At 54.6% G+C, this 23,039-nt stretch carries 22 protein-coding genes and 2 tRNA genes; 9 read left to right on the forward strand and 15 right to left on the reverse strand.

The features are described from left to right. The first annotated feature begins 210 nt into the window (after positions 1–210). Genes CVE23_RS08815 through mdcH form a run of 3 tightly spaced genes read left to right on the forward strand, consistent with a single transcriptional unit; the run spans position 211 to position 2,698 of the window. Positions 211–1,170 carry an AEC family transporter gene (locus CVE23_RS08815; protein ID WP_038918637.1) on the forward strand — a complete coding sequence of 320 codons (960 nt, stop codon included), beginning with the start codon at positions 211–213 and terminating at the stop codon, positions 1,168–1,170. A 3-nt stretch (positions 1,171–1,173) separates the two neighbouring features. After that, a complete protein-coding gene (locus CVE23_RS08820) occupies positions 1,174–1,788 on the forward strand; it encodes a malonate decarboxylase holo-ACP synthase (protein WP_049855214.1) in 615 nt (204 codons plus the stop codon). A 1-nt stretch (position 1,789) separates the two neighbouring features. Next, complete coding sequence (gene mdcH, locus CVE23_RS08825; RefSeq protein WP_049855215.1) at positions 1,790–2,698, forward strand: malonate decarboxylase subunit epsilon; 909 nt, start codon at positions 1,790–1,792, stop codon at positions 2,696–2,698. On the opposite strand, the gene CVE23_RS08830 is transcribed toward mdcH, so the two are convergent. From CVE23_RS08830 to CVE23_RS08865, 8 genes are all read right to left on the reverse strand, one after another. Further along, positions 2,682–3,614 carry a LysR substrate-binding domain-containing protein gene (locus CVE23_RS08830; RefSeq protein ID WP_049855229.1) on the reverse strand — a complete coding sequence of 311 codons (933 nt, stop codon included), beginning with the start codon at positions 3,612–3,614 and terminating at the stop codon, positions 2,682–2,684. The two genes, mdcH and CVE23_RS08830, sit on opposite strands and share 17 nt — an antisense overlap. Positions 3,615–3,988: 374 nt before the next feature. Beyond that, the gene (locus CVE23_RS08835; RefSeq protein ID WP_038918640.1) at positions 3,989–4,852 is read right to left on the reverse strand and encodes an ETX/MTX2 family pore-forming toxin; all 864 of its coding nucleotides are present in this window, start codon (positions 4,850–4,852) and stop codon (positions 3,989–3,991) included. Between the two features lie 450 nt (positions 4,853–5,302). Continuing rightward, a complete protein-coding gene (locus CVE23_RS08840) occupies positions 5,303–6,130 on the reverse strand; it encodes a metal ABC transporter permease (RefSeq protein WP_100849349.1) in 828 nt (275 codons plus the stop codon). 1 nt (position 6,131) lies between these two features. Further along, a complete protein-coding gene (locus CVE23_RS08845; protein WP_038918643.1) occupies positions 6,132–6,986 on the reverse strand; it encodes a metal ABC transporter permease in 855 nt (284 codons plus the stop codon). Next, complete coding sequence (locus tag CVE23_RS08850) at positions 6,979–7,875, reverse strand: manganese/iron ABC transporter ATP-binding protein (RefSeq protein WP_038918644.1); 897 nt, start codon at positions 7,873–7,875, stop codon at positions 6,979–6,981. Before CVE23_RS08850 ends, CVE23_RS08845 begins: the two co-directional genes overlap by 8 nt. Beyond that, positions 7,872–8,807 (reverse strand): metal ABC transporter substrate-binding protein, encoded by a 936-nt coding sequence (locus CVE23_RS08855; RefSeq protein WP_373287763.1) that lies wholly within the window; start codon positions 8,805–8,807, stop codon positions 7,872–7,874. The genes CVE23_RS08850 and CVE23_RS08855 overlap by 4 nt, the downstream gene beginning before the upstream one ends. Before the next feature lie 289 nt (positions 8,808–9,096). After that, entirely contained in the window at positions 9,097–10,188 is a 1,092-nt protein-coding gene (locus CVE23_RS08860) for an alpha/beta hydrolase (protein ID WP_038918646.1), read from the reverse strand. Between the two features lie 82 nt (positions 10,189–10,270). Beyond that, the gene (locus CVE23_RS08865; protein ID WP_100849350.1) at positions 10,271–11,419 is read right to left on the reverse strand and encodes an iron-containing alcohol dehydrogenase; all 1,149 of its coding nucleotides are present in this window, start codon (positions 11,417–11,419) and stop codon (positions 10,271–10,273) included. A 359-nt stretch (positions 11,420–11,778) separates the two neighbouring features. On the opposite strand from CVE23_RS08865, the gene CVE23_RS08870 reads away from it, so the two are divergent. Beyond that, a complete protein-coding gene (locus CVE23_RS08870; RefSeq protein ID WP_373287771.1) occupies positions 11,779–12,723 on the forward strand; it encodes an AraC family transcriptional regulator in 945 nt (314 codons plus the stop codon). Positions 12,724–12,769: 46 nt separating this feature from the next. Then, positions 12,770–13,198, forward strand: a complete 429-nt coding sequence (locus CVE23_RS08875; RefSeq protein ID WP_072093575.1) for a hypothetical protein — start codon at positions 12,770–12,772, stop codon at positions 13,196–13,198. 221 nt (positions 13,199–13,419) lie between these two features. On the opposite strand, the gene CVE23_RS08880 is transcribed toward CVE23_RS08875, so the two are convergent. Then, positions 13,420–13,495: transfer RNA gene (locus CVE23_RS08880), tRNA-Asn, on the reverse strand. Positions 13,496–13,604: 109 nt separating this feature from the next. Then, complete coding sequence (mtfA, locus tag CVE23_RS08885) at positions 13,605–14,396, reverse strand: DgsA anti-repressor MtfA (RefSeq protein WP_100849352.1); 792 nt, start codon at positions 14,394–14,396, stop codon at positions 13,605–13,607. A gap of 94 nt (positions 14,397–14,490) precedes the next feature. Between mtfA and CVE23_RS08890 the strand changes: the two genes are divergently transcribed. The 4 genes from CVE23_RS08890 to CVE23_RS08905 all read left to right on the forward strand — a co-directional run bounded on the left by CVE23_RS08890 (position 14,491) and on the right by CVE23_RS08905 (position 17,959). Further along, positions 14,491–14,580, forward strand: a tRNA-Ser gene (locus CVE23_RS08890). A 401-nt stretch (positions 14,581–14,981) separates the two neighbouring features. Then, positions 14,982–15,329: a DUF3168 domain-containing protein gene (locus CVE23_RS08895; RefSeq protein ID WP_038918678.1), complete on the forward strand. Its 348-nt coding sequence runs from the start codon at positions 14,982–14,984 to the stop codon at positions 15,327–15,329. A 104-nt stretch (positions 15,330–15,433) separates the two neighbouring features. Further along, positions 15,434–17,635 carry a discoidin domain-containing protein gene (locus CVE23_RS08900; RefSeq protein WP_100849353.1) on the forward strand — a complete coding sequence of 734 codons (2,202 nt, stop codon included), beginning with the start codon at positions 15,434–15,436 and terminating at the stop codon, positions 17,633–17,635. Between the two features lie 156 nt (positions 17,636–17,791). Beyond that, a complete protein-coding gene (locus CVE23_RS08905) occupies positions 17,792–17,959 on the forward strand; it encodes a YqaE/Pmp3 family membrane protein (protein ID WP_038918679.1) in 168 nt (55 codons plus the stop codon). Positions 17,960–18,030: 71 nt separating this feature from the next. Here the strand turns inward: CVE23_RS08905 and CVE23_RS08910 are convergent, their stop codons facing one another. From CVE23_RS08910 to moeA, 5 genes are all read right to left on the reverse strand, one after another. Further along, positions 18,031–18,585 (reverse strand): flavodoxin family protein, encoded by a 555-nt coding sequence (locus CVE23_RS08910; RefSeq protein ID WP_038659899.1) that lies wholly within the window; start codon positions 18,583–18,585, stop codon positions 18,031–18,033. A gap of 467 nt (positions 18,586–19,052) precedes the next feature. Then, complete coding sequence (locus tag CVE23_RS08915; protein WP_100850442.1) at positions 19,053–20,105, reverse strand: glycosyltransferase; 1,053 nt, start codon at positions 20,103–20,105, stop codon at positions 19,053–19,055. 115 nt (positions 20,106–20,220) lie between these two features. Continuing rightward, on the reverse strand, positions 20,221–20,616 hold the full coding sequence (locus tag CVE23_RS08920) for an acyl-CoA thioesterase (protein WP_038918682.1): 396 nt from the start codon (positions 20,614–20,616) through the stop codon (positions 20,221–20,223). A 213-nt stretch (positions 20,617–20,829) separates the two neighbouring features. Beyond that, positions 20,830–21,588 (reverse strand): molybdopterin-synthase adenylyltransferase MoeB, encoded by a 759-nt coding sequence (moeB, locus tag CVE23_RS08930; protein ID WP_100849355.1) that lies wholly within the window; start codon positions 21,586–21,588, stop codon positions 20,830–20,832. Then, complete coding sequence (moeA, locus tag CVE23_RS08935) at positions 21,588–22,823, reverse strand: molybdopterin molybdotransferase MoeA (RefSeq protein WP_100849356.1); 1,236 nt, start codon at positions 22,821–22,823, stop codon at positions 21,588–21,590. The genes moeB and moeA overlap by 1 nt, the downstream gene beginning before the upstream one ends. Positions 22,824–23,039: the final 216 nt, after the last annotated feature.

The raw sequence follows: 23,039 nt of genomic DNA on the forward strand, positions 1-23,039 counted from the left end.
GGTCAGCATCCTGGTTAACAAGGAGCGGCCGCCTGATATCGGTAAGCCAGTAAAGAGACCTGCCAGATAAAGGGTAATGGGCGTCATTGGATGCCCACGGACGCCCTTTGTCTGAAAAAACTATGCGGTGCTCCGCCACACGAATAATAGCGGGGCACGGCCTAACCATCGCGCTGGAACTCATGCTCTTTTATTACAGGTGAATACGATATGACTTATGTAATTGTTCATGCCCTCGCGCCGATTTTTATCATCATGCTGCTGGGGTTCTGGGCTGGCAAAGCCAAAATGGTGGATAACAAGAACGTTGCCCTGCTCAATATTTTCGTCATGGATTTTGCGCTGCCGGCGGCGTTGTTCAGCGCCACGGTGCAAACGCCCTGGTCCGGCATTGTCCAGCAGGCTCCGCTGATCGTGGTGCTGACGCTGGCGATGTGGGTAACCTATGCGGCCATTTATTTTCTGGCCGTCAAGCTGTTTCATAAAACGCCGCAGGACGCAGCGGTGCTGACGCTCACCGTGGCGCTGCCCAACTATGCGGCGCTCGGCCTGCCGATTCTTGGCAGCGTGCTGGGCGACGGTTCGTCTACCTCACTGTCGGTGGCGGTGTCCATCGCCTGTGGTTCGGTGCTGATGACGCCGTTCTGTTTGCTGATCCTGGAACGCGAAAAAGCGCGGGCGTCAGGCGGCAGCCAGACCTCTACGCTGGCGATGCTGCCGGTGCTGATGTGGCGGTCGGTGAAAAAGCCGATTGTGCTGGGGCCGTTGCTGGGCGTGGTGCTGTCCGCCATTGGTATTCGCATGCCGGAACTGCTGCTGGCGGCGATCAAGCCGCTGGGGCTATCCGCCACGGCGACCGCATTGTTCCTGACCGGCGTTATTCTTTCGGCGCGCCAGTTGAAGCTTAACCGCGTGGTCACCACCGCGGTGCTGGCCAAGCTGCTGGTACAACCGGCGCTGGCGTGGGCGGTGGTGCTGATGTTGGGGCTGCACGGCGCGGTGGCGATCACCGCGATTCTGATGATTGCTCTGTCCGCCGGCTTTTTCGGCGTGGTTTTCGGTAACCGGTTTGGCGTGCAGTCGCCGGATGCGGAAGCGGTGCTGCTGTTAAGCTCGGTACTCTGTATCCTGTCGCTGCCGCTATTTATTACGTTGACATCAGGAATCTAAAGCATGGTAACGACACGTCCGCACGATCTGTTATGGCTGGCGTCCCGCGAGGCGCTGGAAGGTATCGACGCGCCCTGGGTGGACAGCCAATGGCGACCGGCTTTGCCGGTGGTGGTGCGGCGTGACGTTGACCCGGCCGGGCGTATTCCGGTCGGGGTGCGCGGCATGCGCCGGGACCAGCGCGCTGCCGGGTGGGTGGCGGCGGCGCATATTGTACGCGCGGCGACCCCGGAAATGCTGGGTGAGCTGCCCGCACTGCTGGCATCGCCGTTTGTGTCGCAACCGCCGGTGCAGGTCGCGATTCAACTGGCGCAGCAGCACTGGCCGTGGCAGTGGGGGGTAACCGGCAGTACGGGATACGCGTTGGCGACGCAGATGCCGGTGCTGCATGCCGACAGCGACCTGGACCTGCTGATTCGCGCGCCTCGTGCACCGGACCTGGAAGCCCTGCGGGACTGGCAACGGCAATTGTCGTCGGGGTTGTGTCGAGCCGACACGCAAGTGGAAACGCCCAACGGCGGTTTCGCGCTGGCTGAGTGGTTGAGAGACGGGCAGGCGCTGTTGAAAACCGAGCGCGGGCCGCGGCGGGTCAGCGACCCGTGGGCAATGGAGTGGTGAGATGAAGATTCTGTTTACCTTCCCCGGACAGGGGGCGCAGCATGCCGGTATGTTGCAGTCGCTGCCAGCCGACACCGGGGTGATGGATGAAGCGGCGGCGGTGTTGGGCGACGAGGTTCGCCAGTTGGATAGCCCGCAGGCGCTGCGCCATACCCGCGCGGTACAGCTGTGCCTGCTGATCACGGGCGTTGGCTGGGCCAGAGCGCTGATGGCGCGCGGCGTGATGCCGGATATGGTCAGCGGCCTGTCGATTGGCGCGTTTCCGGCGGCGGTGATCGCCGGTGTGCTGCGTTTTGACGATGCGTTACGGCTGGTGGCGCTGCGCGGCGACCTGATGGAGCAAGCCTATCCGCAAGGGTATGGGCTCACCGCCATCATGGGGTTGAGCCAGTCGGAGGTGGAGGCGTTGCTGGTTGACAGCGGCGCGTATCTCGCCAACCTGAACGCCGAGCGGCAAATCGTGATTGCGGGCAGCGACGAGAACATGGCGCAGGTGGCGGAACGGGCGCTGCAACGCGGCGCCAGCCGGGCGCAGCGCCTGCGGGTCAGCGTGCCGTCGCATTGTGCGTTGCTGGATGCGCCCGCCAGACAGCTGGCGGCGGCGTTTGCTTCGCTGCAACTGTCGCCGCCGCAATGCGGCTACCTGAGCGGCAGTTCCGCCCGGGCAATCTGGCAGCCGGAACGCATCGCGGACGACCTGGCGCTAAACATGGCGCGCACCGTGCGCTGGCATGAGGCGATGATTGCGGCTGAAGAGCGCGATGTGCGGCTGGCGATTGAGATGCCGCCGGGCGGCGTGTTGACCTGTCTGGCGAAGCAGGCGTTTAGCCGTGGCGAGGCGTTTGCTCTGGAGCGCAGCGGCATCGATGTGGTGGTCCACCGCGCCGGCCAGCTTAGGGCGCAGGGGTAGCGTTCAGGCCGCGGGCGTACATGCGGCCTTCCGCCACCAGCGCCAGCAAATTCGGGTCATGCTCGCGGTTGCGGGCGAACACGATGGCGATGAGCTGGCGCATTTGGTAGGGCGGCGCCAGTTTCAGCAACTGTACATCGTTCTCGTACACTTTTTTCATCCGCTCGGGGATGAGGGTAAAGCCGACGCCGGCCTGCACCAGACTCAGCATGGAGAAAATGTCGTCCACCCGCGTGACGATCTCCGGCTCGAACCCGGCGATATGAAACGCTTCCTGAAAACCGGCATAGGTGGCGAACCCTTCGGACAGCGAAACGAACCGCTGGTGATGGAAATCACGCAGGTCGGCCGGCTGACGAGTATCCAGCTTCGCAGCGGCCGGCGCCGCCAGACAGATGTCATCCTCAAACAGCGGCAGGAATTCCAACTGGTTACGGTCGATGTTGCTGTCGGAGAGCGAGATAAGAATCGCGTCCAACTGTTGATCATCCAGCATGGCGAGCAGGCGCTGATTCGACCCCATGGTTAAATCCAGCTCCAGATCCGGACGGCGCAGCTTGATGCCCATAATCAGGCGCGGCACCGTTTCCAGCGTCAGCGAATACAGTGTCCCGATGCGCAAGCGCCCCTGACCAACCCCCGCGGTCTTGCGGGTTTCCTCCAGCCCCCGTTCCATCAGCAACATCGCTTCCTGACTGTACTCCAGCAGCGTATGCGCCGCCGGCAGCGCCACCAGATTGCGCCCTTTATGGATAAACAACGGGCAGCGTACCCCTTCCTCCAGCGTATGCAGCGCTCGATGTACGCTGACGCCGCTGAGCCCGAGGAGTTCGGCGGTGCGGGTGATGGTGCCGCTCTCCATGAACGTCTTGAAAATCTCAAGCTTGCGGAACGTGATGTCGCCGTCTTTTAACATATCGGACTCATTGCGTGATAGCGCGCAGATGTAAATGGGGTAACGGGTAGGGAATTGTACCTGCAATGCGTGGTAAAAGGGGAGTTAGGTTGCATCCTGCAATTAATTCAGTATGACTATCGTGCATAACTGGCTGAGTGTCGGATTGTGGCTGCCGTGTTCAAACCTATTTTACTTAACCTGCCGGATCCCGATATCTGGACGGGTGTTACGGTGGTTTCATCACCTGGTGGGTGTTGCTGTGAAATTTACAAGAAAATGAAAATACTGAAATGTGATCGTTAAATGTAAATATAAGGATTAAGCTTTCAACATAATACCCCCCTAGTGGAACACGAAATAATGGGGGGTAAATGTATGATCTTCAGTTAATGCTAGTCGGTGTGTTTGTCGAAAAGATTAAATGTTCTGAAAACTCCACCGGTATTTTTGTCGCGAAGAATAACTTTTGAATCAGCGTAAAATCCGATATCGATTATTTCAGATGAAACTATCGCATTACTTATGTTTGAACTTCTCATGATCTGAGTGATGGGAAGTCCCCAAAAATGATGGTCTTTATAGGTGGGGTTATAATTAACCGCACTGATTCCAGAAAGAGACGCCTGATAATCTACCTGAACTTTCATCGATCCTCTGGATGCGACCAGCTCTGCCGTAACGGCCTGGCCTGGCTGTAGAGTAACCTGCAAGCCGGATTCAGTTCCTAACGTTATAGTCGTAGATTGTTCACCGCCAATTCCCCACGACTGTTCATACGATATAGATGACTCGCCCCCGCCACCTGTTCCCAGAAAGGATATGCCATACTTAACTTTCTGACCTACAGTTAGCTTTCCTCCAGTATTCCAGCTGGATTTTACTGTGTTCTGAACACTTTGTGAGATTTTTACATTATAAACAGCAGGAACAGAACTGTTATTAACAAAATCCTGTTCCATAACAATGACCGGTGTTGAGTTTTGGCTTATGACCCTTGTGCTTACCGGCTGTAAGGTTCTCATAACCTGCTGCCAATTGTAGGTCTTATATAAATCCCCCCAGGGCGTAGGACTAGAAAGGTATGCGTCATTTGGTTTTTTGCCAAAATAAACTTCAACTGCCCTCTTTAACTGTTGATCGTTTAGCTGAAAAGTACCTCTTTCTTCATTGCTGATAACGGAAATATCATTTCCTGTAGCCGTGGCTATCGTTTGATGGTTGTCTGATGATGCAGTGATATCAACTTTTATTGACATGATAACGTTCCTTAATTTATGGGTTGTGAGTTTTCATCAACATGCATAATTAGGTTGTTTTCTTTTTTGTTTCGGATATTGATAGTGCTAATGCTATTACGCCGCGAATGTGTTAGTTGTCAGTCTACAAGTTGGATTATTTAATTCTTTTACATCAAATCTAATATTTATCAGCATAGGTGTGTTTTTTTATAACGACAAATTTAAATTTATTATTTTTTTGTTAGTCAGGAAAGAGTGTTAAGGCGTTAATTAAGTCGTTGCCATAATTTCAAGGAAAATAATTTATTTTCGTCAATGTAAAAATATCTCAGCAGGGCTGATATCGGGTGAGAAATTCTCTATTGAAGAAGGATTGTCGATGTCAATTTCTACGACTGTAGAACAACGTGACGTGATGTCCGTTGCTGCCGGAGCCTCGCTTGGCAGGCCCCAGCGAACCGTATCCGGTCAGTGTTGCGGTTTTCGCATTTTCGCGGCGCACTGCGCGATGATAAAAATCAGCGACTGAATCAGCACGATGCACGGCCCGGTCGCGCCATCAAGGAAATAGCTGAGCCAGGTGCCGAAAACCGACGAGAAGGTGGCGCTGGTTACCGCCACCAGCATCATGGCGCTGAACCGTTTGCACAGCACAAACCCGGTAATGCCGGGGGTGATCAACATGGCGATCACCAGAATCACGCCGACGGCCTGCAGCGCGGCGACGATGGTCAGCGACAGCAGGGTCAACAGGCCATAGTGCAGCAGTTTTACCGGCAGGCCGCAGACCTGCGCCTGCGTGGCGTCAAAGCAGTACAGCACCAGGTCGCGCCATTTAATCAGGATTACCGCCAGCACCAACAGGCTGATCGCCAGCGTTTGCTGCAGTTCGTAGCGGGTGATCCCCAGCACGTTGCCGAACAGGATATGGCTCAGGTGCTGCTCGGTATTGACGCGTGAAAACAGCACCAGACCGAGGGCGAACATGCCGGAAAACAAAATCCCCATCACCGTGTCTTCTTTGATGCGGCAACGCTCCTTCACATAGCCGGTAGCCAGCGCGCAAAACAAACCGGAGGCGAACGCGCCGATCGCCAACGGAATGCCCGCCAGCCAGGCCAGCACCACGCCGGGCAGCACGGCGTGGGAAACGGCGTCCCCCATCAGCGACCAGCCTTTGAGCACCATAAAGCAGGAGAGCACCGCGCACACCATGCCGACCACGCCCGCCGCCAGCATGGCTTTGACCATGAACGGAAAGGCAAAGGGTTCGGCTAACAAGGTCAACCATTCCATCTTATTTCCTCATCGCCAGACGGCGTTGACGACGGGCGGCCAGCAACCCGTGGCGGGGCGCGAAGACAAACGCCAGCAGGAACATCAGCGTTTGCAGTGAAACGATGATGCCGCCGGTGGCGCCGTTCAGGAAGAAACTCAGCCAGGCGCCCACGCCGCTGGTGACGGTACCGAGCGCAATGGCGATCTGCACCAGCCGCGGGAAGCGGTCGGTCAGCAGCCAGGCGGTGGCGCCGGGCGTAATCACCATCGCGATCACCAAAATGGCGCCCACCGTTTGCAGTGCGGCGACGGTGCAGGCGCTCAACAGGGTGAAGAAGATGATTTTCAGCCGCAGCGGCGACAGGCCGATGGTTCTGGCGTGGATTTCGTCAAAAAAGGTGACGAACAGATCTTTCCAGATAAAACACAGCACGATGAGTGAAATACCGATAATCAGCGCCACCTGCAAAATGTCTTCATCGGCAATGCCCAGAATATTGCCGAAGATGATCGACTGCACGTTCACCGCGGTCGGATTCAGCGAAATGATCAACAGCCCGGCGGCAAAAAACGTGGAGAAGATAAACCCGATCACCGCATCTTCCCGGATACGGGTCAGATGCCGGATGAAGGTCATGGCGAGCGCCGCCAGAATACCGGCGAAAAACGCGCCGGCGGCGTAGGGCAGCCCCAGCGCATAAGCGCCGGCCACGCCCGGCACCACCGAATGCGACAGCGCGTCGCCCATCAGCGACCAGCCTTTTAGCATCAGGTAGGCGGACAAAAAGGCGCAGGTGCCGCCGACGAGGCTGCTTATCAGGATGGCTTTGACCATGTATTCATACTGGAAGGGCGCCAGCAACGCATCAATCATGGCGTTTATCCTCATCATCCGCGGATGAGCGATGGGGCGGCGTCAGGCTGCCCTTGCCGTAAAAGACCGCGGGGCGTTCATCGTCCGTCAGCACCGTCAGCTCGCGGGCATCGGCGTCCTGATGCAGCTGTTGCCCCGACAGGCGCAGGTAACGCAGCACGCCGCCGAAGGTTTTCTCCAGATTGGGGTGGGTGAAGGTGCTCTCCGTCGGGCCGACCGCCAGCACGGTGCGGTTAATCAGCACCACCTGATCGCAAAACTCGGGCACGCTGCCGAGGTTATGGGTGGACACCAGAATCAGGTGGCCCTCTTCGCGCAGCGTTTTCAACAATTTGATAATCGCATTTTCCGTCTGCACATCAACGCCGGTGAACGGTTCGTCCAGCAGGATGATTTGCGCCTGCTGCGCCAGCGCGCGCGCCAGAAACACCCGCTTCTTTTGCCCGCCGGACAGCTCGCCAATCTGGCGCTGGTGCAGTTCCGCCATGCCGACGCGCTCCAGCGCCAGCGCCACCTGCTTTTTGTCTTCCGCTGACGGAATGCGAAACATCGACATCTTGCCGTAGCGCCCCATCATCACCACATCTTCAACCAGCACCGGGAAGTTCCAGTCCACCTCCTCGGTCTGGGGCACATAGGCGATGAGATTGCTTTTAAGCGCCTGCCTGACGGGCAACCCGTTGAGCGACACGCTGCCGGTGGTGGGGCGGACGATGCCCATAATGCTTTTGAACAGCGTTGACTTTCCGCTGCCGTTTACCCCCACCAGCGCGCAGATGGTGCCGCCGTGGAGCTGAAAACTGGCGTTATGGATGGCGGTGTGGCCATTGTTGTAGGTGACCGTGATGTCCTGCACGGTCAACTGTGCGTCTTCTGCGTGCCGGGTCATTGGTTAAAACCTTTTGCAATGGTGTCTACGGTGGTTTTCAACAGCGAAATGTAGTCGGGAACCGGGCCGTCTTTGGTCGACAGTGAATCCACATAGAGCACGCCGCCATAGCGCGCGCCGGTTTCTTTGCTGATCTGACGCGCCGGTTTGTCCGATACCGTGCTTTCACTGAATACGACCGGGATCTGGTGCTGGCGCACTTCATCAATAACATGGCGAACCTGTTGCGGCGTGCCCTGTTCGTCGGCGTTGATCGGCCACAGATACAGTTCTTTCAGGCCGTAGTCGCGCGCCAGATAGCTGAACGCGCCTTCGCTGGTCACCAGCCAGCGGTGTTCGGCCGGAATATTGTTCAGCCGAGCCCGCAGCGGTTGATCCAGCGCCATGATTTGCGCGGCGTAATTTTTGGCGTTGCGGTTATAGGTTTCCGTATTATCTGGGTCGTATTTCACCAGCGCCGCCCGGATATTTTCAATGTAAATCAATGCATTGTTCGGCGACATCCAGGCGTGGGGATTCGGGTTGCCGTTGTAGGGGCCTTCGTTGATCGCGATAGGGGCGACGCCTTCGCTGACGACCACGGACGGCACGCCCTGAATGTTTTCAAAGAACCGGCCGAACCAGCGCTCCAGGTTCAGGCCATTCCACAGAATCAGGTTTGCCGACTGCGTTTTGGCGATATCCCGCGGCGTGGGCTGGTAGTCGTGGATTTCCGCGCCCGGTTTGGTGATCGATTCGACGGTAGCGGCATCGCCGGCAACATGTTGGGCGATGTCCTGAATGATGGTAAATGTGGTGACCACCTTGAGTTTTGCCGTCGCCGGTAGCGAAAAACCGAACAGCAGCGCCAGCAGAGCCGCTGATAGCGCAGCAGCAGAAAAGGGAAACGGGAAGGATAACCACGTCTTGCGCATCTGAAAGGCCGTAAACATAACACTCTCCCAACAATGATAATGATAACCATTTTCATTCAAAATCAGCGCTATGTTAACAGACTACATTTAACACCTCAATAACACCACGAAGTAAATTGTTTTGGGTGTAAATGGTTGTAGTTTCATGCGCTTTCTGCGCGGGGGGAGTGGTTGTGCGCGATAAATACGACGATCAGTCCGCGCTGGACGAGTAAAACCAGTGCGGTTATAAGCGATGGCGGATATAAAATGCCGACAGGCCATCTGGCAACGAATATCATCTCGCTCCCGATGGCCGTCGTATTGCTTATTTCAGGTTGTTGCTGAAGAAATCGGAAATCTTATCAAACGGAATTTTATCCAGACGATCGTAGAGATCGACGTGGTTGGCATCCTTGATAATCATGAGTTCCTTCGGTTGCGCTGCCGCCTGATAGATATCTTCACTGAAATAACGCGAATGCGCATTCTCACCGGCGATGAGCAGGATCGGGCGCGGCGATATTTCGTTGACATAGGTCAGCAGCGGCATATTCATGAACGATAGCGGCGTGGTGGCCGTCCAGGCGCCATTGGAGTTCGGCGAGTTCTTGTGATAGCCGCGCGGTGTGCGGTAATACTCAAAAAACTCCTTGATGATCGGATTGGGGTTGCTGTCCAGTTTCTCCGGCAAAATGCGGGGACCGGCGGCGGGCGTGCCTTTCTGGGCGTCAACCCAGCGTTGCTGGCTCATTTGCTCCAGCATTTCGGTGCGCTGCGCGTTGGTCAGGCTATCGTTCAGGCCTTTCGCCATGGTGCGGGACATGTCATACATGCTGGTGGTGACAACGGCTTTGATGCGTTTGTCCACCGCGGCGGCGTTTAGCCCCATGCCGCCGAAACCGCATATACCGATAATGCCGATACGGTTGCGATCAACAAAGGGCTGCAAACCGAGAAAGTCGACCGCGGCGCTGAAATCTTCGGTATTGATATCCGGTGAAGCCACATTGCGAGGCTCTCCGCCGCTTTCGCCGGTATAAGACGGGTCGAAGGCCAGCGTAACATAGCCGCGCTCGGCCATGGTTTGCGCATACAGACCGGAAGACTGCTCTTTTACCGCGCCAAAGGGACCGCTGATCGCAAGCGCTGCCAGTCGCTGGTTGCCACGGTTTTTTGGCAAATACAGATCGGCGGCCAGGGTAATGCCGTAGCGGTTTTTGAAAGTGACTTTCCGCTGGTCGACTTTATCGCTTTTCGGAAACGTTTTATCCCATTCCTGAGTCAGTTGCAGGGCATCGCCATTGGCTGACGCGGAAGGGGACTGCGCCAGCACCGGCTGGACGCTGGTCAATACTGTCGCTACACAAATAGCGATAGCGTTTTGAATGAACGTATTGCGGGAAAGCAGGCTGTTCATGCGGATTATCTCTCGAATGATTACGGGATACCCCCTGATAAGGGACACTGACCTTATCAGGGGGGATGTCACAACTAAACGGCTACAACGCATTCTTCAGAATGGCGGTCACCACGTCCGGTGAATAGGTGTCGGCAATACCAAAGACACGGACGTTGCTCTGTACGTTTTCAACGATGCCCGGCAAAGCGGTTTCCTGGATACCCAGCTGTGGCAGACGCGTAGGAGTACCGATGGTGTTGAACCAGTCTTCCAGTGTGGCGATGCCTTGCTCGCCGGTATCGACGCCAAATACGTTGCGGGCAAATCGTTCGAACTGCGCCGGGTTGCGGTCGATGTACCATTTCATCCAGGCCGGGACCACCACCGACAGGCCGGCGCCATGCGGTACGTTGAACAGCGCGGAAAGCGAGTGTTCGATGGCGTGGTTGGGATAGCTAAAGCCCGCTGCGCCGGAAAAGGTCAGGCCATTCAGCGCCAAGGTCGCGGCCCACGCGAACTGTGCACGGGCGTTATAGTCTGTCGCATCAGCAAGCAACGCCTCGGTTGTCTCAATGACCGTGTTGATCAGGGATTCAACCAGCCGTGATTGCAGCTTGGGATGCACCGTCGCGGTGAAATAAACCTCGATCAAATGAGCGATGACATCCGAAGCGGAATACACCAGATAGTCACGAGGTACGTCCTGCATCAGCACTGGGTTGACGATGGATACCTTGGGGAACAGCGCGGGCGACGAGATAAAGAACTTCTCTTTGGTTTCGTCATTGGTGACCACCGCGCCCGGGTTCATTTCGCTGCCGGTCGCGGCCAGCGTCAGAATGGCGAACAGCGGCAGCGCCGACTCGACGGGGGCTTTGCCGGTAAACAAGTCCCAGACATCGCCGTCGTAGCGGACGCCGGCCGCGATCGCCTTGACGCTGTCGAGCACCGATCCGCCGCCGACGCTCAGAATGGCGTCGACCTGATGCGCTTTTGCCAGGTCAATCCCTTCCCGCACCTTCGAGATAACCGGGTTACTGACGATACCGCCGCATTCGATCAGTTCGATGCCTTGCCCGGAGAGACTCTGGCTGACGGTGTTGAAAAGACCGTTGCGTTTGATGCGCTCACTGCCGTAGCAGAGCAGCACTTTTTTAATGCCATGATCGGTCAGATGCTGACCAATCTGTTGTTCCTTGCCGACGCCGAATTCGATTTGGGTCGGGTTAAAGAAAGTGAAGTTTTCCATATTTACATCCTTTGAATCTGTCTGGTTGCTCATTTTGTCGCCGGACACAGGCTGAGGGATGAGCGGACTGAATCGACATATATCGGAACGGAGCGAAAACACGTGCTGAGGGATGACCGGGATTACGCTGACCGCTTAACGTTCTTGCAGGATGCATTTTTCGTGATCTTGTCAGCCCATCGATAGACAGATACTCCGCATTTATTGCCTGATCCTCCAACTGCCGGGATTGTCGATTGGCTCTATCGTGTCGTGAGGATATGCTGCGAAAAGGCACTGACTGGAGACGTGGTATGCCGAATCAGGAACAACAGATAAGACGACACGACGTCGACGCGGTCGGCGTGACGAGTGAGGCGATGGCGGAGGTTATCGGGCGATGGACCTCCGCTCAGACGGACTGTACCACCCCGATTCCGAGCCTGACGCTCTTTCGACGTGAAGCTCCGATGCCGCCGACCACCTGTTTGGTCGAGCCCAGCATTATCCTCGTGGTTCAGGGCGAAAAACAAATGCTGGTGGGCGGCGAAGCCTACTCTTATAACACCCGGCATTTCCTGATCACATCGCTGGATCTTCCGGCTAATTCGCAAGTGAACGTCGCCAGCCCGGACAAGCCCTGTCTGGGGTTGTCCATGAAGTTCGATCTTCGCATCATGGCGGAGCTGATCGCTCAGGGCGGTTTGCCGTTGCCCACGCAGCGGGCAAATGACAGAGGCATTGGTATCGGTACGGTCACGCCGGTGTTGATTGAACCCTTCAGGCGGATGCTGGATTTGCTTGATGAGCCCGGCTCGATCCCGGTGCTCGCACCGCTTATCGAGCGGGAAATCCACTATCGCCTGCTGATGAGCGATCAGGCCGCGCGGCTGTGGCAAATCGCGTCGGTAGGAAGCCAGGGACACCGGGTCTCCCGGGCTATCGACTGGCTGAAACTCAATTACACCGCAACGCTCCGGATTGATGAGCTTGCGGCCTATGTGCAGATGAGCACATCCAGCCTGCATCATTACTTTCGGCAACTGACTGCCATGAGCCCCTTGCAGTATCAAAAGTGGCTGCGGTTGAATGAAGCCCGGCGCCTGATGCTGAACGAGGATTTGGATGCGGCCAGCGCGGCCTTCGACGTCGGCTATGAGAGCCCGTCGCAATTCAGCCGTGAGTACACGCGCCTTTTCGGGGCGCCGCCCAAGCGTGACATAGACGGATTACGGCGCAAGGCGGATAGTGGGGGAGGCGACTCTCACCCCGGAGAGCCGGATAAGCCGCAAAAACCAGCGGGGATGGTTTCCCTTTCCGATTAATCAGCGTTATTGTTTTGGTCATCCAATGCCTGTTTCAGGAATCACGATGATGAATGATTCGTTCACTATCGACGAAGAGCATGTGCGGTTTACTACCCCCGATATCGCCTTGTCGATAGGATACCGCGCCATTGCCCGCCAGTTTTTCCGCCGCAAAATCCCGTCGCCTTATGAAGTGGAAATGGCGATCGCCACCATTGAAGACCAACTGCAGGCGACACCGGCGCTACGTCAGGTGGCGCAACATATTGCTTCTGCCGACAGTTATCTTAAAGAGATAGCCCGCAGCGCCGGCAGCCACGACATGCTGACTCAGCAACAAATCGAGAACGTGTTCAACCGGGTGGCGGATGTCATTTCCGGCAGCCCCTTTCACGACGGCGAATTCCCGGATGACACGGGCTTTATCAGCTATCTGGTCATTGTGCGCGAGCTATCGCATCATCTTAATATTCAGCAGATAACGTTGTTATAACGAGGCTACTCGTGAGCGGTATTCCTGCTCAATGTTTTATTTAGTATCAATAATAGGCAGCGCGCATTCCTCTTTACTGTTGGTATAAGCGCATTGCAAACAGAGATACCAATAAGAGTAATGGCTACAGGGTGTTTTTACTGGGCGGGTATAGATGAGAAGGGGAGTGAGTGTCTGAAAAGCAAAAAGCAGATGCCTTTCGACATCTGCTTTTCTAAATCTGGCTCCTCTGACTGGACTCGAACCAGTGACATACGGATTAACAGTCCGCCGTTCTACCGACTGAACTACAGAGGAATCGCTTGAACGGGGCGCATCTTATCCGTGGTGCCCGTAAGCTGTCAACGGGCAACATCGACATTCTGCGCTGACTGCTTGGCTTCTGTACAATCCGTAGGATTCCGCGTCATTCTGATGACAAATCAGCCAGTGGATGGCTCGCTTGCCAGTGCTGCAAGCGTTCCAACGTGCTTTGGCGGTAAAAACCGCAAAAGTGTTGGTATACCGCCGGGAATCGCTCCGCCAGCAGGTCTGGCGCGCTGAAAAAATACTCGGACAACACGGCGAAGCACTCCGCTGGATCGGTCGCGGCGTAAGGGTCCATACTGGCGGCGTCTTCGCCCACCAGCTCTATTTCCTCGCGCAGTTCCTCCATCGCGGCATGCAGCACCTGCTCCCAGCGTGCTACATCACGCAGCGGCATGGAAGGAACGCCAGACGGGCGTTCGTTGCCGCGCATATCCAGTTTGTGCGCGACTTCGTGGATAACCAGATTGAATCCGGAAAGATCGAACGAATCCTGAATCTCCAGCCAGTTCAGTACGATCGGTCCCTGATCCCAGCTCTGACCCGATTGTACGCTGGGGCCGCTATGCACCAGACCGAATTCATCCATCCACTCGCCATCAACCATAAAAGGTTCGGGGTGAATCAGTACGTCATGAAAGCCGTCAAGCCATTCGATACCCAGCTCCAGCACCGGGAGCGCAAACAATAGCGCGATGCGCTGCGCCATTAGCTCAGTCAGCGCCAGCCCCTGCAGCGGCACCAGGCGTTTCTGGCGCAGAAACTGCCTGGCCAGTATGACGATACGCTGGCGTTCAGTCTCAGCCAGCGGCGTTAACAGCGGGATTGACAACGCCTGCTGCCAGTCCGAAAAAGCGTCGGGGGTAGGGGATTTCCATTGCCACTTCATCATGGTGTTGCTCGCTAAGTCATCACTTGAATTCAAAGGCGTCGGTTTGTTCTTGTTAACATGCCATAAAACAGGGCATTATAGGCACCACTTTTACGGAGAGATGCCGGAGCGGCTGAACGGACCGGTCTCGAAAACCGGAGTAGGGGCAACTCTACCGGGGGTTCAAATCCCCCTCTCTCCGCCACTTAACCCTCTTTTAGTTCTTTGTCTTTTTCCTGTCTGAATTATCCTTTTCTTCCTGATATGTTGTTTTTCCTTTTCTCTCGCCATTACGTATGGCACAGCCTAACACTCAATTGGGTGATGTTTCTGGCAGAAGCGTCATGAAATCACCATTTTTACATCATGAATTATCATCGTTGATGCGTTGATTTATGGTAACCGGCCTAATCTCGTGGATTGCCGTCATTTTTTAAGTTTTTATCGTTCAACAGGGATAAATATTAATAGACCAGAATTGTTATTTCTGGTTGACGGCACAACAGTGAAAGCAAGAAGCCTAGTCATAAAGCCATTATGATCATGTTCGAAACGGTAGGTTTTCGAAAGAATCTATTTTATTTATTATCAAAGTAGGCGATTAAAATGACTGAAGAAGATATCTATCCATTGTTGGGTAAATTGGCTAATGGTCGTGTTTATGCGTATGCCGTACCGTGTTGCGATTATCATGCACCTCATCAGAAATGTCCGTTTATCCTTTTCTCATTGATCCAGGAGAATAATTACAATACCTCGCAACAGCTGAGCAGCCAGAAAGTCACCGTCACGGCAGATTGCTATGCTCATACGGTAGCCGAAGCTCGGGCCTTGCGTGAGCAGGTCGGAATGGCCCTTTCAGCATTGCAACCGAATAAAACCGTCGAATATAACGACTTCGATGTGGAATACGAAAAGTTCCGTATGACACTGGAGGTTGATATTTCTCGCTAACTATTTCCTCAGCGAGTGAATTTAATTTCCATCCTGGGTTAACTTCCATCCTGACATTGTGCTGGGCAGGTTTTTACTGTTTTATGGAATAAAGGACATAATTTATGTGGTATAAATCAGGTAGCTTATCTTTATTTTCTGGTAGTAAGGTTGTTCTGGGGAATAATACGATTTGGACAGATAAGAATAATGGCGTTATTGCCGGCGGCATGTTGCTGATTTTTGCTGATTGCAGCATTAAAATTTATGAAATTGCCTCAGTGGTATCGGATACTGAGCTGGTGTTGGTCAGCGAATATAGTGGTTGTACGGCAAATGGCGTGCACTACGCGATTCCGGCATTTGGCAGCAGTGACACGTTTGATCACGCCGCCTATGTGGCGCAGGTTGCGGCGATGCTGGCAGGTTATCAATCCCAGTTGACGCAGTGGAAACAGGTGCTGACCGAGCGCGGTCAGGTGACCCTGACGGACAGCAATGGTCAGAACGTGGTGGTGAAAACGCTGCCGGATTTGACCGACGCCGTCAGCCGGATGATGGATAAAACCCTCAATGGTGCGGATATCCCGGATAAAGCCCAGTTTGTCGCTAATCTTGGATTGAGCGATGTGGTGCATAAGTCCGACCTTGCTAATCATACCCATACTGCCTCGCAAATTACCGACTTCACCGACGCGGTGCGCAAGGTACTTGTGGCGACGCTGGCGGCTGGCCGGGGTGTTTCTCTGGCATATGACAACAGAAACAACCAACTGACCATCAACGCAACCGGGACGGGAAGCGATTCGGGCCAGGGGGGAAGAGGCTATACCGTGTCGAACCAACAAGGCGCGACCACGGGACAAGTTTTCTCATTCCCGATATCTACAGATAGCCAATGGGATTACAGTGCTGAAGCTTATGCGCTAAAAGAAGAAGCTGGCTTGAGTAATCAGACGGTGGTACTGGAAAGCTTTGATGCAACCAGTCGTAATGATTATCAGCAAACATCAGCGTTGGTCTGGGACGGTACGGTGAAACCCTACTCGGGTGAGACTTATGCTGTCGCTGCCGACGGTGATTACTATTCCCGTGAAATCAAGGCTGACGGTAAGAGTATTCAGATTTCTTCCATCAGCTATGCTACTCCGGTGATGGCAGCCAATACCTCCGCTGACGGGTATGTTGCCTCGGCATCCAGTGTCTATGATACCAGTGTATTTGCCTGGATGGCTTTTAACCGCAAGGTCGGGGGATATTATGACAATAACAAAGCGTGGTTTTCGGCCAAAAATAATTGGCCTGCCTGGCTGCGGATTGATTTTCCTCAGCCATACGCTGTAACCGAATATGAGATCGGCGTGCGAAATGATGGCTATCCATCAAACCCGGCGCATGATTCAGCACGCCCTACCAATTTTTCATTGCAGGGATCGAATGACGGTTCTACATGGACGGATCTGGATGTACAAAGCAATGTGACGTGGCAAACCCTGCCGCAGGTGAAGACATTTAAAATCGGTACGCCTGCTGCGTACAGTAAATACCGTTTATATATTACTTCATCTGATGGTGACGGGATCATTGTAGGGATTTCGATGCTGAACCTGTATCGAACGTCAAATGTATTATTGCGTGCCGGTAATGAGTATTTTAACGTCGTCAATCATGTTCTTGTACCGGTGAATGCGCCAACCAGTAAGGGGGATTTTGCCTCTGGCTTCCGTGAGTCCGGCATAATTGATGCAAGTCAGTTGAATGGCAAGCTGCCGTTGACTGTGGTTGCACCAGAACAAACACCGATCACGACATCTTATTTGCCGTATTCGCAGATTATGGTTTCGAAGGCGCGATATAACCTAAGTTCATTCAAAAAAGTGAACGCCATTACTGCCAGCTATACCGCAAAAGGCAATGGTAAATTGCGTGGCGCGGTCAGCCACGATGGAAGAGACTGGTATATCTGGAATGGTACTCAGTGGGAAAATATCGGCCAGTTGACGGTGGATACATCCGGTGCAACGACTCTGTTGGCAAAAGGCATGCCACTGGATGTCATGAATAAGATCGACAGCGTCGCCTGGTCGACCTGGATTGCGCCGAGTGCTGACGGCATTACCGATAGCGTTTTTATTGCCTATGCGTTTGATATTACTGATACCAGTAATGATACGGCGTCGCTTGATTCGCTAAATCTGAATGTGGATTATGTCTCCGCCTGGAAAAAACAGACCGAAGCCGAAGTGGAAATTCGCTGGTATCCCGATAAAGTGACGTTTAAAACCGTGGCGGCGGGTAACTACAAGCTGGCCTATCAACAGCCGTAATACCTGACTGTATCCCTAAATAACACGGGCGGACTGATATTCTCAGTCCGCTTTTTCATCTGTATGAAAAACCTTACCCACAGCTATCAGAAACTGACATTCAACCGATTATGCTGGCGTATCTAACCCGATTACTGGCCGCAAGGGAGGTTACCAATGGGTTTCTGGCGTATTCTGTTCACCATTATTCTGCCGCCGTTTGGGGTTTTGTTGGGCAAAGGTCTTGGCTGGGCATTCCTGTTGAATGTCGTGCTGACGTTGCTGGGTTACCTGCCTGGCCTGATCCATGCGTTCTGGATTCAAACGCGCCCTGAACGGCATTAGCCGGGAAAGAATGGCGATAAATAAAAATGCCCGGGAAACCGGGCATGTGAATTTCAGAGGGTATAGCGTGATTAACCGTGCAGGCGACGGGTAATTTCAGCAACGCGCGCGCCGTAGAGTTTGGCGGTTTCCAGATCGCCAGCCGGAATGGCATCGGCGCCGGCGTCGGACGGAGACTGAATCAGCGCACCGCCGGAACCACCGAGGTTGTTGGCGTCGTTGCGGGTGGAAGCCAGCGCGTTAGCCGGCAGTTGACCCAGGCTGACCCAGATGCCGCCGTGCTGTGCAGCCAGCGTCTGCAGATAAATCAGCGTCACTTGTTTGTCGCCGTTCAGGCTGGCGCTGTTGACGAAGCCGCCAAACACCTTGTCCTGCCAGCCGCGGGTAAACCAGATTTTTGAGCTGGCGTCGGCGAATTTCTTGAACTGCCAGGGGGCGTTGCCCATGTAGGTCGGCGCGCCGAAGATGATGCCGTCTGCGGCGTTCAGTGTTTCCCAGTCCGCGTCGGTGATATCGCCATTGCTGTCGATAGCGATCAGGCTGGCTTTGGCGCTTTCCGCAACCAGTTCAGCGATAAGTTTGGTGTGACCGTAGCCAGAATAGTAGACAACTGCAATCTTGCTCATAGCATTTCCTCAAGTATGGCCAGATAAAAACAGAACTTAAAAACGATAAATTCTGCTCAGGTATGGCGACATATTATCGCGTCAAATTTGCATAAACAATGAATTACCTGAAAGTGCCTAGGTTACTTTGTGGTAACCATATAACGGTAATATGATCAGGGATATTAATAGAATGCAGCGATGCCGCATCGTTTTAAAATAGATTATGAAGAATATGAATAAGTGATTCGGCTTTATATCCGTCGTACGTCACGTTGCAGATGTGCTGGCTTTATTACTCGGCCCATCCCTGGGCCTTACCGCTTTGGGGCCGTTGCCAGTAGCGTTCAACTCTGCTCCCGGCAGCGTTGTCGTTCATCCGAATCGCTTACCTGAGTAAGCGCATCGGGATTCACCGCAACTCGAATTATTTAGGGTATACACGCCTCCGCTGGAAAAACATGTCAGAGGAGGCGTATCAAATCGCTTCAATGAACCAGCCGTTGAATGCCGTCACGCGCCAGCGCGTAATTACCGCATTTTTGATAAAACTCCAGCGCCTTCTGCTTCATGCCGACACATTCCAGAATAACGCCGATATTATAATTGGCTTTATAGGAATTGACGCCCTCTTTATTCCCCGGCGGCATCTTTGTGCAGTGGATAAATAAATCAACCGCGTTTTGAAGCTGACCATTATTCATCATAATCAATGCTTTTAAAAACATAAAATCAGTAGATGAAAAATGGGATTCATACTGAAGAATATCCATGGCCGCCGCATAGTCGCCCTGATTGATCAGCGCATAACCATAGGTCTCGACCAGGTCTTCGGTATATTCGTACGTAAAATTGGTTTCAAAACGCAATGCCTGCCGGAAATAGTCAATCGAGGAGGGATAGTCCCGCTTCAGGTAATAACTTTTTCCCAGTTGAAACAGCAGATAAGGGTCGTCAGCCTGTGTTTCAAGCGCTTGTTTCAGCAGGGTGATGTTTCGCGAAATTTTATCGGTTTCCTGCAGTATTTCTTTTTTGTATCCCACATGATTCAGGCGTATCGGGGCTATAAATGAAGGGGCGGGCGGCGCGCTGATTTCCCGCGGCGTAACCTGTTCATGAATAATGCCGCTGTAATGATAACGATCTTTGCGAAATAAACGATTGATCGATTCCCGGACGGTCGTGGTATCGCTTCCTTCATCCAGATAATTGATGCGCTCCACGCGCCCGATCGCCTGCGGGTGTGCTTTTATCAGTGCGTATAACGCATCGATATCAATCGATTCGATTTCTTCATCGGCATCGATCACCAGCACCCAATCGTGACGGGCATAATCCAGCGATGCATTACGCGCGGCGGAGAAATCGGCTATCCATTCGAAATCATGGATATTGGTTGTGAACTGACTGGCGATGGCCCTGGAGTTATCGGTGGAACCGGTATCGACAATAACGATATCGTCAAAATGGGCGGCGATGGATGCCAGCGTACCGGCAAGATGCCTGGCCTCGTTTTTGATTATCATGCAGACGGAAATCATTATTTTCACCCGCCAGAAAAAGGTTAATGATGCCACGGCGACCAGAGGAAACCGTTGACGAAACATTAGTGCGTCAGTGTTGCCTCATTCATTGAAAAATGAAAGCGGCCGGCGATCAGAATAATGGAATCGGGCGCCCTTCGTCATTGACCGCCACAAAATTGAACTGACCGGTAATCACTTTGGTGCGGCCTTCGGCATACATCTGCTCCAGATACACCGATACATCGACCGTCAGGCTGGTGCGTCCGACCCGGCTGACCTGCCCGACCAGCTCGACAATGGTGCCCGACGGGATAGGGGTAGTGAAGTTGATCTTTTCGGTGGAAACGGTGACCAGTGGTTTATGGCAGAAACGGGTGGCGGTAATAAACGAAATTTCATCCATCCACGCCAGCGCGGTACCGCCAAACAGCGTCGAATGGTGGTTGATATTGGTGGGGAAGACCACTTTGGCGACCCGGGTGATGGAGTGCTGAATACGCTCTTCAATAGTTAAGGATTGCGTCATGATACGGCGACCTTGTGGATAATCAGAACATCGTCATCTTACATCAATTTCATCCCCGGCGGGATTTAGAGCCTATCCCACCAGGGCTATTTTATTTGTCATTTTGGCCCTGGGCAGTGCTCGAACGCCTCACGTACTGCGTGTACGCCCCGGGTTCTCCGCGCTGCCCGAGTCCAAACTGGCTGCGCCAATTACGTCTATTGGGATAGGCTCTTAGCTTGTTTGCCCGCAGATGTCGCAGTCCGGATTTTTCGGCAGTCGCATCTCACGAAATTGCATCGTCATGGCGTCAAACAGCAGCAGTTTACCGGCCAGCGGCTGCCCATAGCGGGCCAGTAGCTTGATGGTTTCCAGCGCCTGCAATGAGCCGATTACGCCGACCAGCGGCGCCATGACGCCGGCTTCGACGCAGGTTAGCGCGCCGTCGCCAAACAGACGGCTGAGACAGCGGTAGCAGGGTTCCTCCGGCTGATAGGTAAAGACGCTGATTTGCCCCTCCATCCGAATCGCCGCGCCGGATACCAGCGGCGTTTTTTGCATAAAGCAGAGGCGGTTGAGCCGATCGCGAATCGACACATTGTCGGTGCAATCCACCACGGCATCGTGTTGCATCACCAGCGCCAGCAGCGCGTCATCGTCCAGATTGTCCTGAACCGGCGTGATATGAACATGCGGATTGATGCCCTGCAAGGTCAGGCGGGCGGATTCCACCTTCGGCATGCCGATACGATCGTCACGGTGCAGCACCTGACGTTGCAGGTTGGACAATGAAACGGTATCAAAATCCAGCAGGGTCAACCGACCGACCCCTGCCGAGGCTAGATACTGCGCGGCGGCGCAACCCAGTCCGCCCAGCCCGACGATCAATACCCGTGAGGCTTTCAGGCGCTCCTGCGCATCAAAATCGAATCCGCGCAGGACGATTTGCCGGTTATAGCGCAGGGTTTCTTCATCAGTCAGTTCAGGCAACATCAGTAATGGCTCTGCAACAAGGCGTTAAACGGTTCTACGTCCACCCATTCGCCCGCTTCCACCCGGCCGCGCTCGGCTTCCAGCACGATGAAGCAGTTGCCCTGACTGAATGAACTGAACACGTGGGACCCCTGGTGCCCGGTGGTGCGCACTTCCAGGTCGCCCCCGGCGGTGCGGGCCAAAATGCCGCGCTGGAAGTCCAGTCGACCGGGCGATTTTTTCAACGCTGTCGCCGTCTTAACCCGAAAACGCGCCGGCAATGACCAGCCGGTATGACCGGACAGCCGTGCCAGCAGCGGTTGCACCAGTTGGTAAAAGGTGACGGCGGCGGACACCGGGTTGCCCGGTAGCCCGCAGAACCAGGCGTGGCTCAACTTGCCGAAGGCAAACGGCTTGCCGGGTTTGATCGCCAGTTTCCAGAAGCGAATATCGCCCAACGTTTCCAGCATCTGTTTGGTGTAGTCCGCTTCGCCCACCGACACGCCGCCGCTGCTGATCACGACGTCAGCCGCCTGATCCGCTTCCCGAAATACCTGACGCAGCGCCGCTGGGTCGTCACGCACGATACCGAGGTCGATCACCTCATAGCCCAGCTGTTCCAGCATCAGGCGCACGGTAAAGCGGTTGGTATCGTAAATCTGCCCGGCCTGTAACGGTTCGCCGACCGGCTGTAATTCGTCGCCGGTGGAAAACAGCGCTACTCGCAGACGGCGCACCACCTCGACCGTCGCAATGCCAAGCGACGCCAGCAACGGCAGTTCGGCGGCGCCCAGTCGGGTGCCGGCTGGCAGCACCTGCGCTTGACGGCGGATATCCTCACCGATGCGGCGGATGTTCTGGCCCGGTTTGACCGCGCGGGTGAAATGGACCCGGCCGTCGGCATCGTTTTCCGTGTCTTCCTGCATCACCACCGCGTCGGCGCCGACAGGAATCGGCGCGCCGGTCATGATGCGGATGCAACTGCCTGCGGGCCAGTCGGCGTCAAACGGTGCGCCGGCAAACGCTTTACCCGCCACCGGCAACGGCTGACCGGTCAGTTCATGACAACGCACGGCATAGCCGTCCATCGCAGAATTGTCGAACGGGGGCACGTCGAGGGGGGAGTTTACCGCGCTCGCCGTGATGCGACCGGCGGCCTGATAAATCGAAACCGTTTCTGTGGCGGTGAGTGGTGAAACCTGCGCCAGCATGGTTTGCAGCGCCTGTTCCAGAGAGAGTAAACCCGAAGTATCCATGACAGCTCCACAGGTCTGTTCGCCGCATCACTAAGCGGGCAGAACAGGCATCGTATTGAAAACAGGTATGGTATTGATGTGTCTATAGGTTGCCATTATGGCAGAAATCGCCGGGCGGGAGAATGAGGCGTGTCGGAGGAGCAGGGGATAAAAAAACGCGGCCGGAGCCGCGCTTGAAACGACGATCGCGCTGAACGCAGCGCGATCGGAAAGCGC

It is taken from the genome of Dickeya fangzhongdai (genome assembly GCF_002812485.1).
Classification (GTDB): domain Bacteria; phylum Pseudomonadota; class Gammaproteobacteria; order Enterobacterales; family Enterobacteriaceae; genus Dickeya; species Dickeya fangzhongdai.

Bases quoted from the DNA above. Each gene is read 5' to 3' on its own strand.
- CVE23_RS08855 (WP_373287763.1), bottom strand. From the start codon at position 8,807: ATGTTTACGGCCTTTCAGATGCGCAAGACGTGGTTATCCTTCCCGTTT.
- CVE23_RS08845 (WP_038918643.1), bottom strand. From the start codon at position 6,986: ATGATTGATGCGTTGCTGGCGCCCTTCCAGTATGAATACATGGTCAAA.
- CVE23_RS08900 (WP_100849353.1), top strand. From the start codon at position 15,434: ATGTGGTATAAATCAGGTAGCTTATCTTTATTTTCTGGTAGTAAGGTT.
- CVE23_RS08865 (WP_100849350.1), bottom strand. From the start codon at position 11,419: ATGGAAAACTTCACTTTCTTTAACCCGACCCAAATCGAATTCGGCGTC.
- CVE23_RS08905 (WP_038918679.1), top strand. From the start codon at position 17,792: ATGGGTTTCTGGCGTATTCTGTTCACCATTATTCTGCCGCCGTTTGGG.
- CVE23_RS08815 (WP_038918637.1), top strand. From the start codon at position 211: ATGACTTATGTAATTGTTCATGCCCTCGCGCCGATTTTTATCATCATG.
- CVE23_RS08835 (WP_038918640.1), bottom strand. From the start codon at position 4,852: ATGTCAATAAAAGTTGATATCACTGCATCATCAGACAACCATCAAACG.
- CVE23_RS08920 (WP_038918682.1), bottom strand. From the start codon at position 20,616: ATGACGCAATCCTTAACTATTGAAGAGCGTATTCAGCACTCCATCACC.
- CVE23_RS08915 (WP_100850442.1), bottom strand. From the start codon at position 20,105: ATGATTTCCGTCTGCATGATAATCAAAAACGAGGCCAGGCATCTTGCC.
- CVE23_RS08895 (WP_038918678.1), top strand. From the start codon at position 14,982: ATGACTGAAGAAGATATCTATCCATTGTTGGGTAAATTGGCTAATGGT.
- CVE23_RS08820 (WP_049855214.1), top strand. From the start codon at position 1,174: ATGGTAACGACACGTCCGCACGATCTGTTATGGCTGGCGTCCCGCGAG.
- CVE23_RS08840 (WP_100849349.1), bottom strand. From the start codon at position 6,130: ATGGAATGGTTGACCTTGTTAGCCGAACCCTTTGCCTTTCCGTTCATG.
- CVE23_RS08910 (WP_038659899.1), bottom strand. From the start codon at position 18,585: ATGAGCAAGATTGCAGTTGTCTACTATTCTGGCTACGGTCACACCAAA.
- CVE23_RS08850 (WP_038918644.1), bottom strand. From the start codon at position 7,875: ATGACCCGGCACGCAGAAGACGCACAGTTGACCGTGCAGGACATCACG.
- CVE23_RS08870 (WP_373287771.1), top strand. From the start codon at position 11,779: ATGGCGGAGGTTATCGGGCGATGGACCTCCGCTCAGACGGACTGTACC.
- CVE23_RS08860 (WP_038918646.1), bottom strand. From the start codon at position 10,188: ATGAACAGCCTGCTTTCCCGCAATACGTTCATTCAAAACGCTATCGCT.
- mtfA (WP_100849352.1), bottom strand. From the start codon at position 14,396: ATGATGAAGTGGCAATGGAAATCCCCTACCCCCGACGCTTTTTCGGAC.
- CVE23_RS08830 (WP_049855229.1), bottom strand. From the start codon at position 3,614: ATGTTAAAAGACGGCGACATCACGTTCCGCAAGCTTGAGATTTTCAAG.
- moeA (WP_100849356.1), bottom strand. From the start codon at position 22,823: ATGGATACTTCGGGTTTACTCTCTCTGGAACAGGCGCTGCAAACCATG.
- CVE23_RS08875 (WP_072093575.1), top strand. From the start codon at position 12,770: ATGATGAATGATTCGTTCACTATCGACGAAGAGCATGTGCGGTTTACT.
- moeB (WP_100849355.1), bottom strand. From the start codon at position 21,588: ATGTTGCCTGAACTGACTGATGAAGAAACCCTGCGCTATAACCGGCAA.
- mdcH (WP_049855215.1), top strand. From the start codon at position 1,790: ATGAAGATTCTGTTTACCTTCCCCGGACAGGGGGCGCAGCATGCCGGT.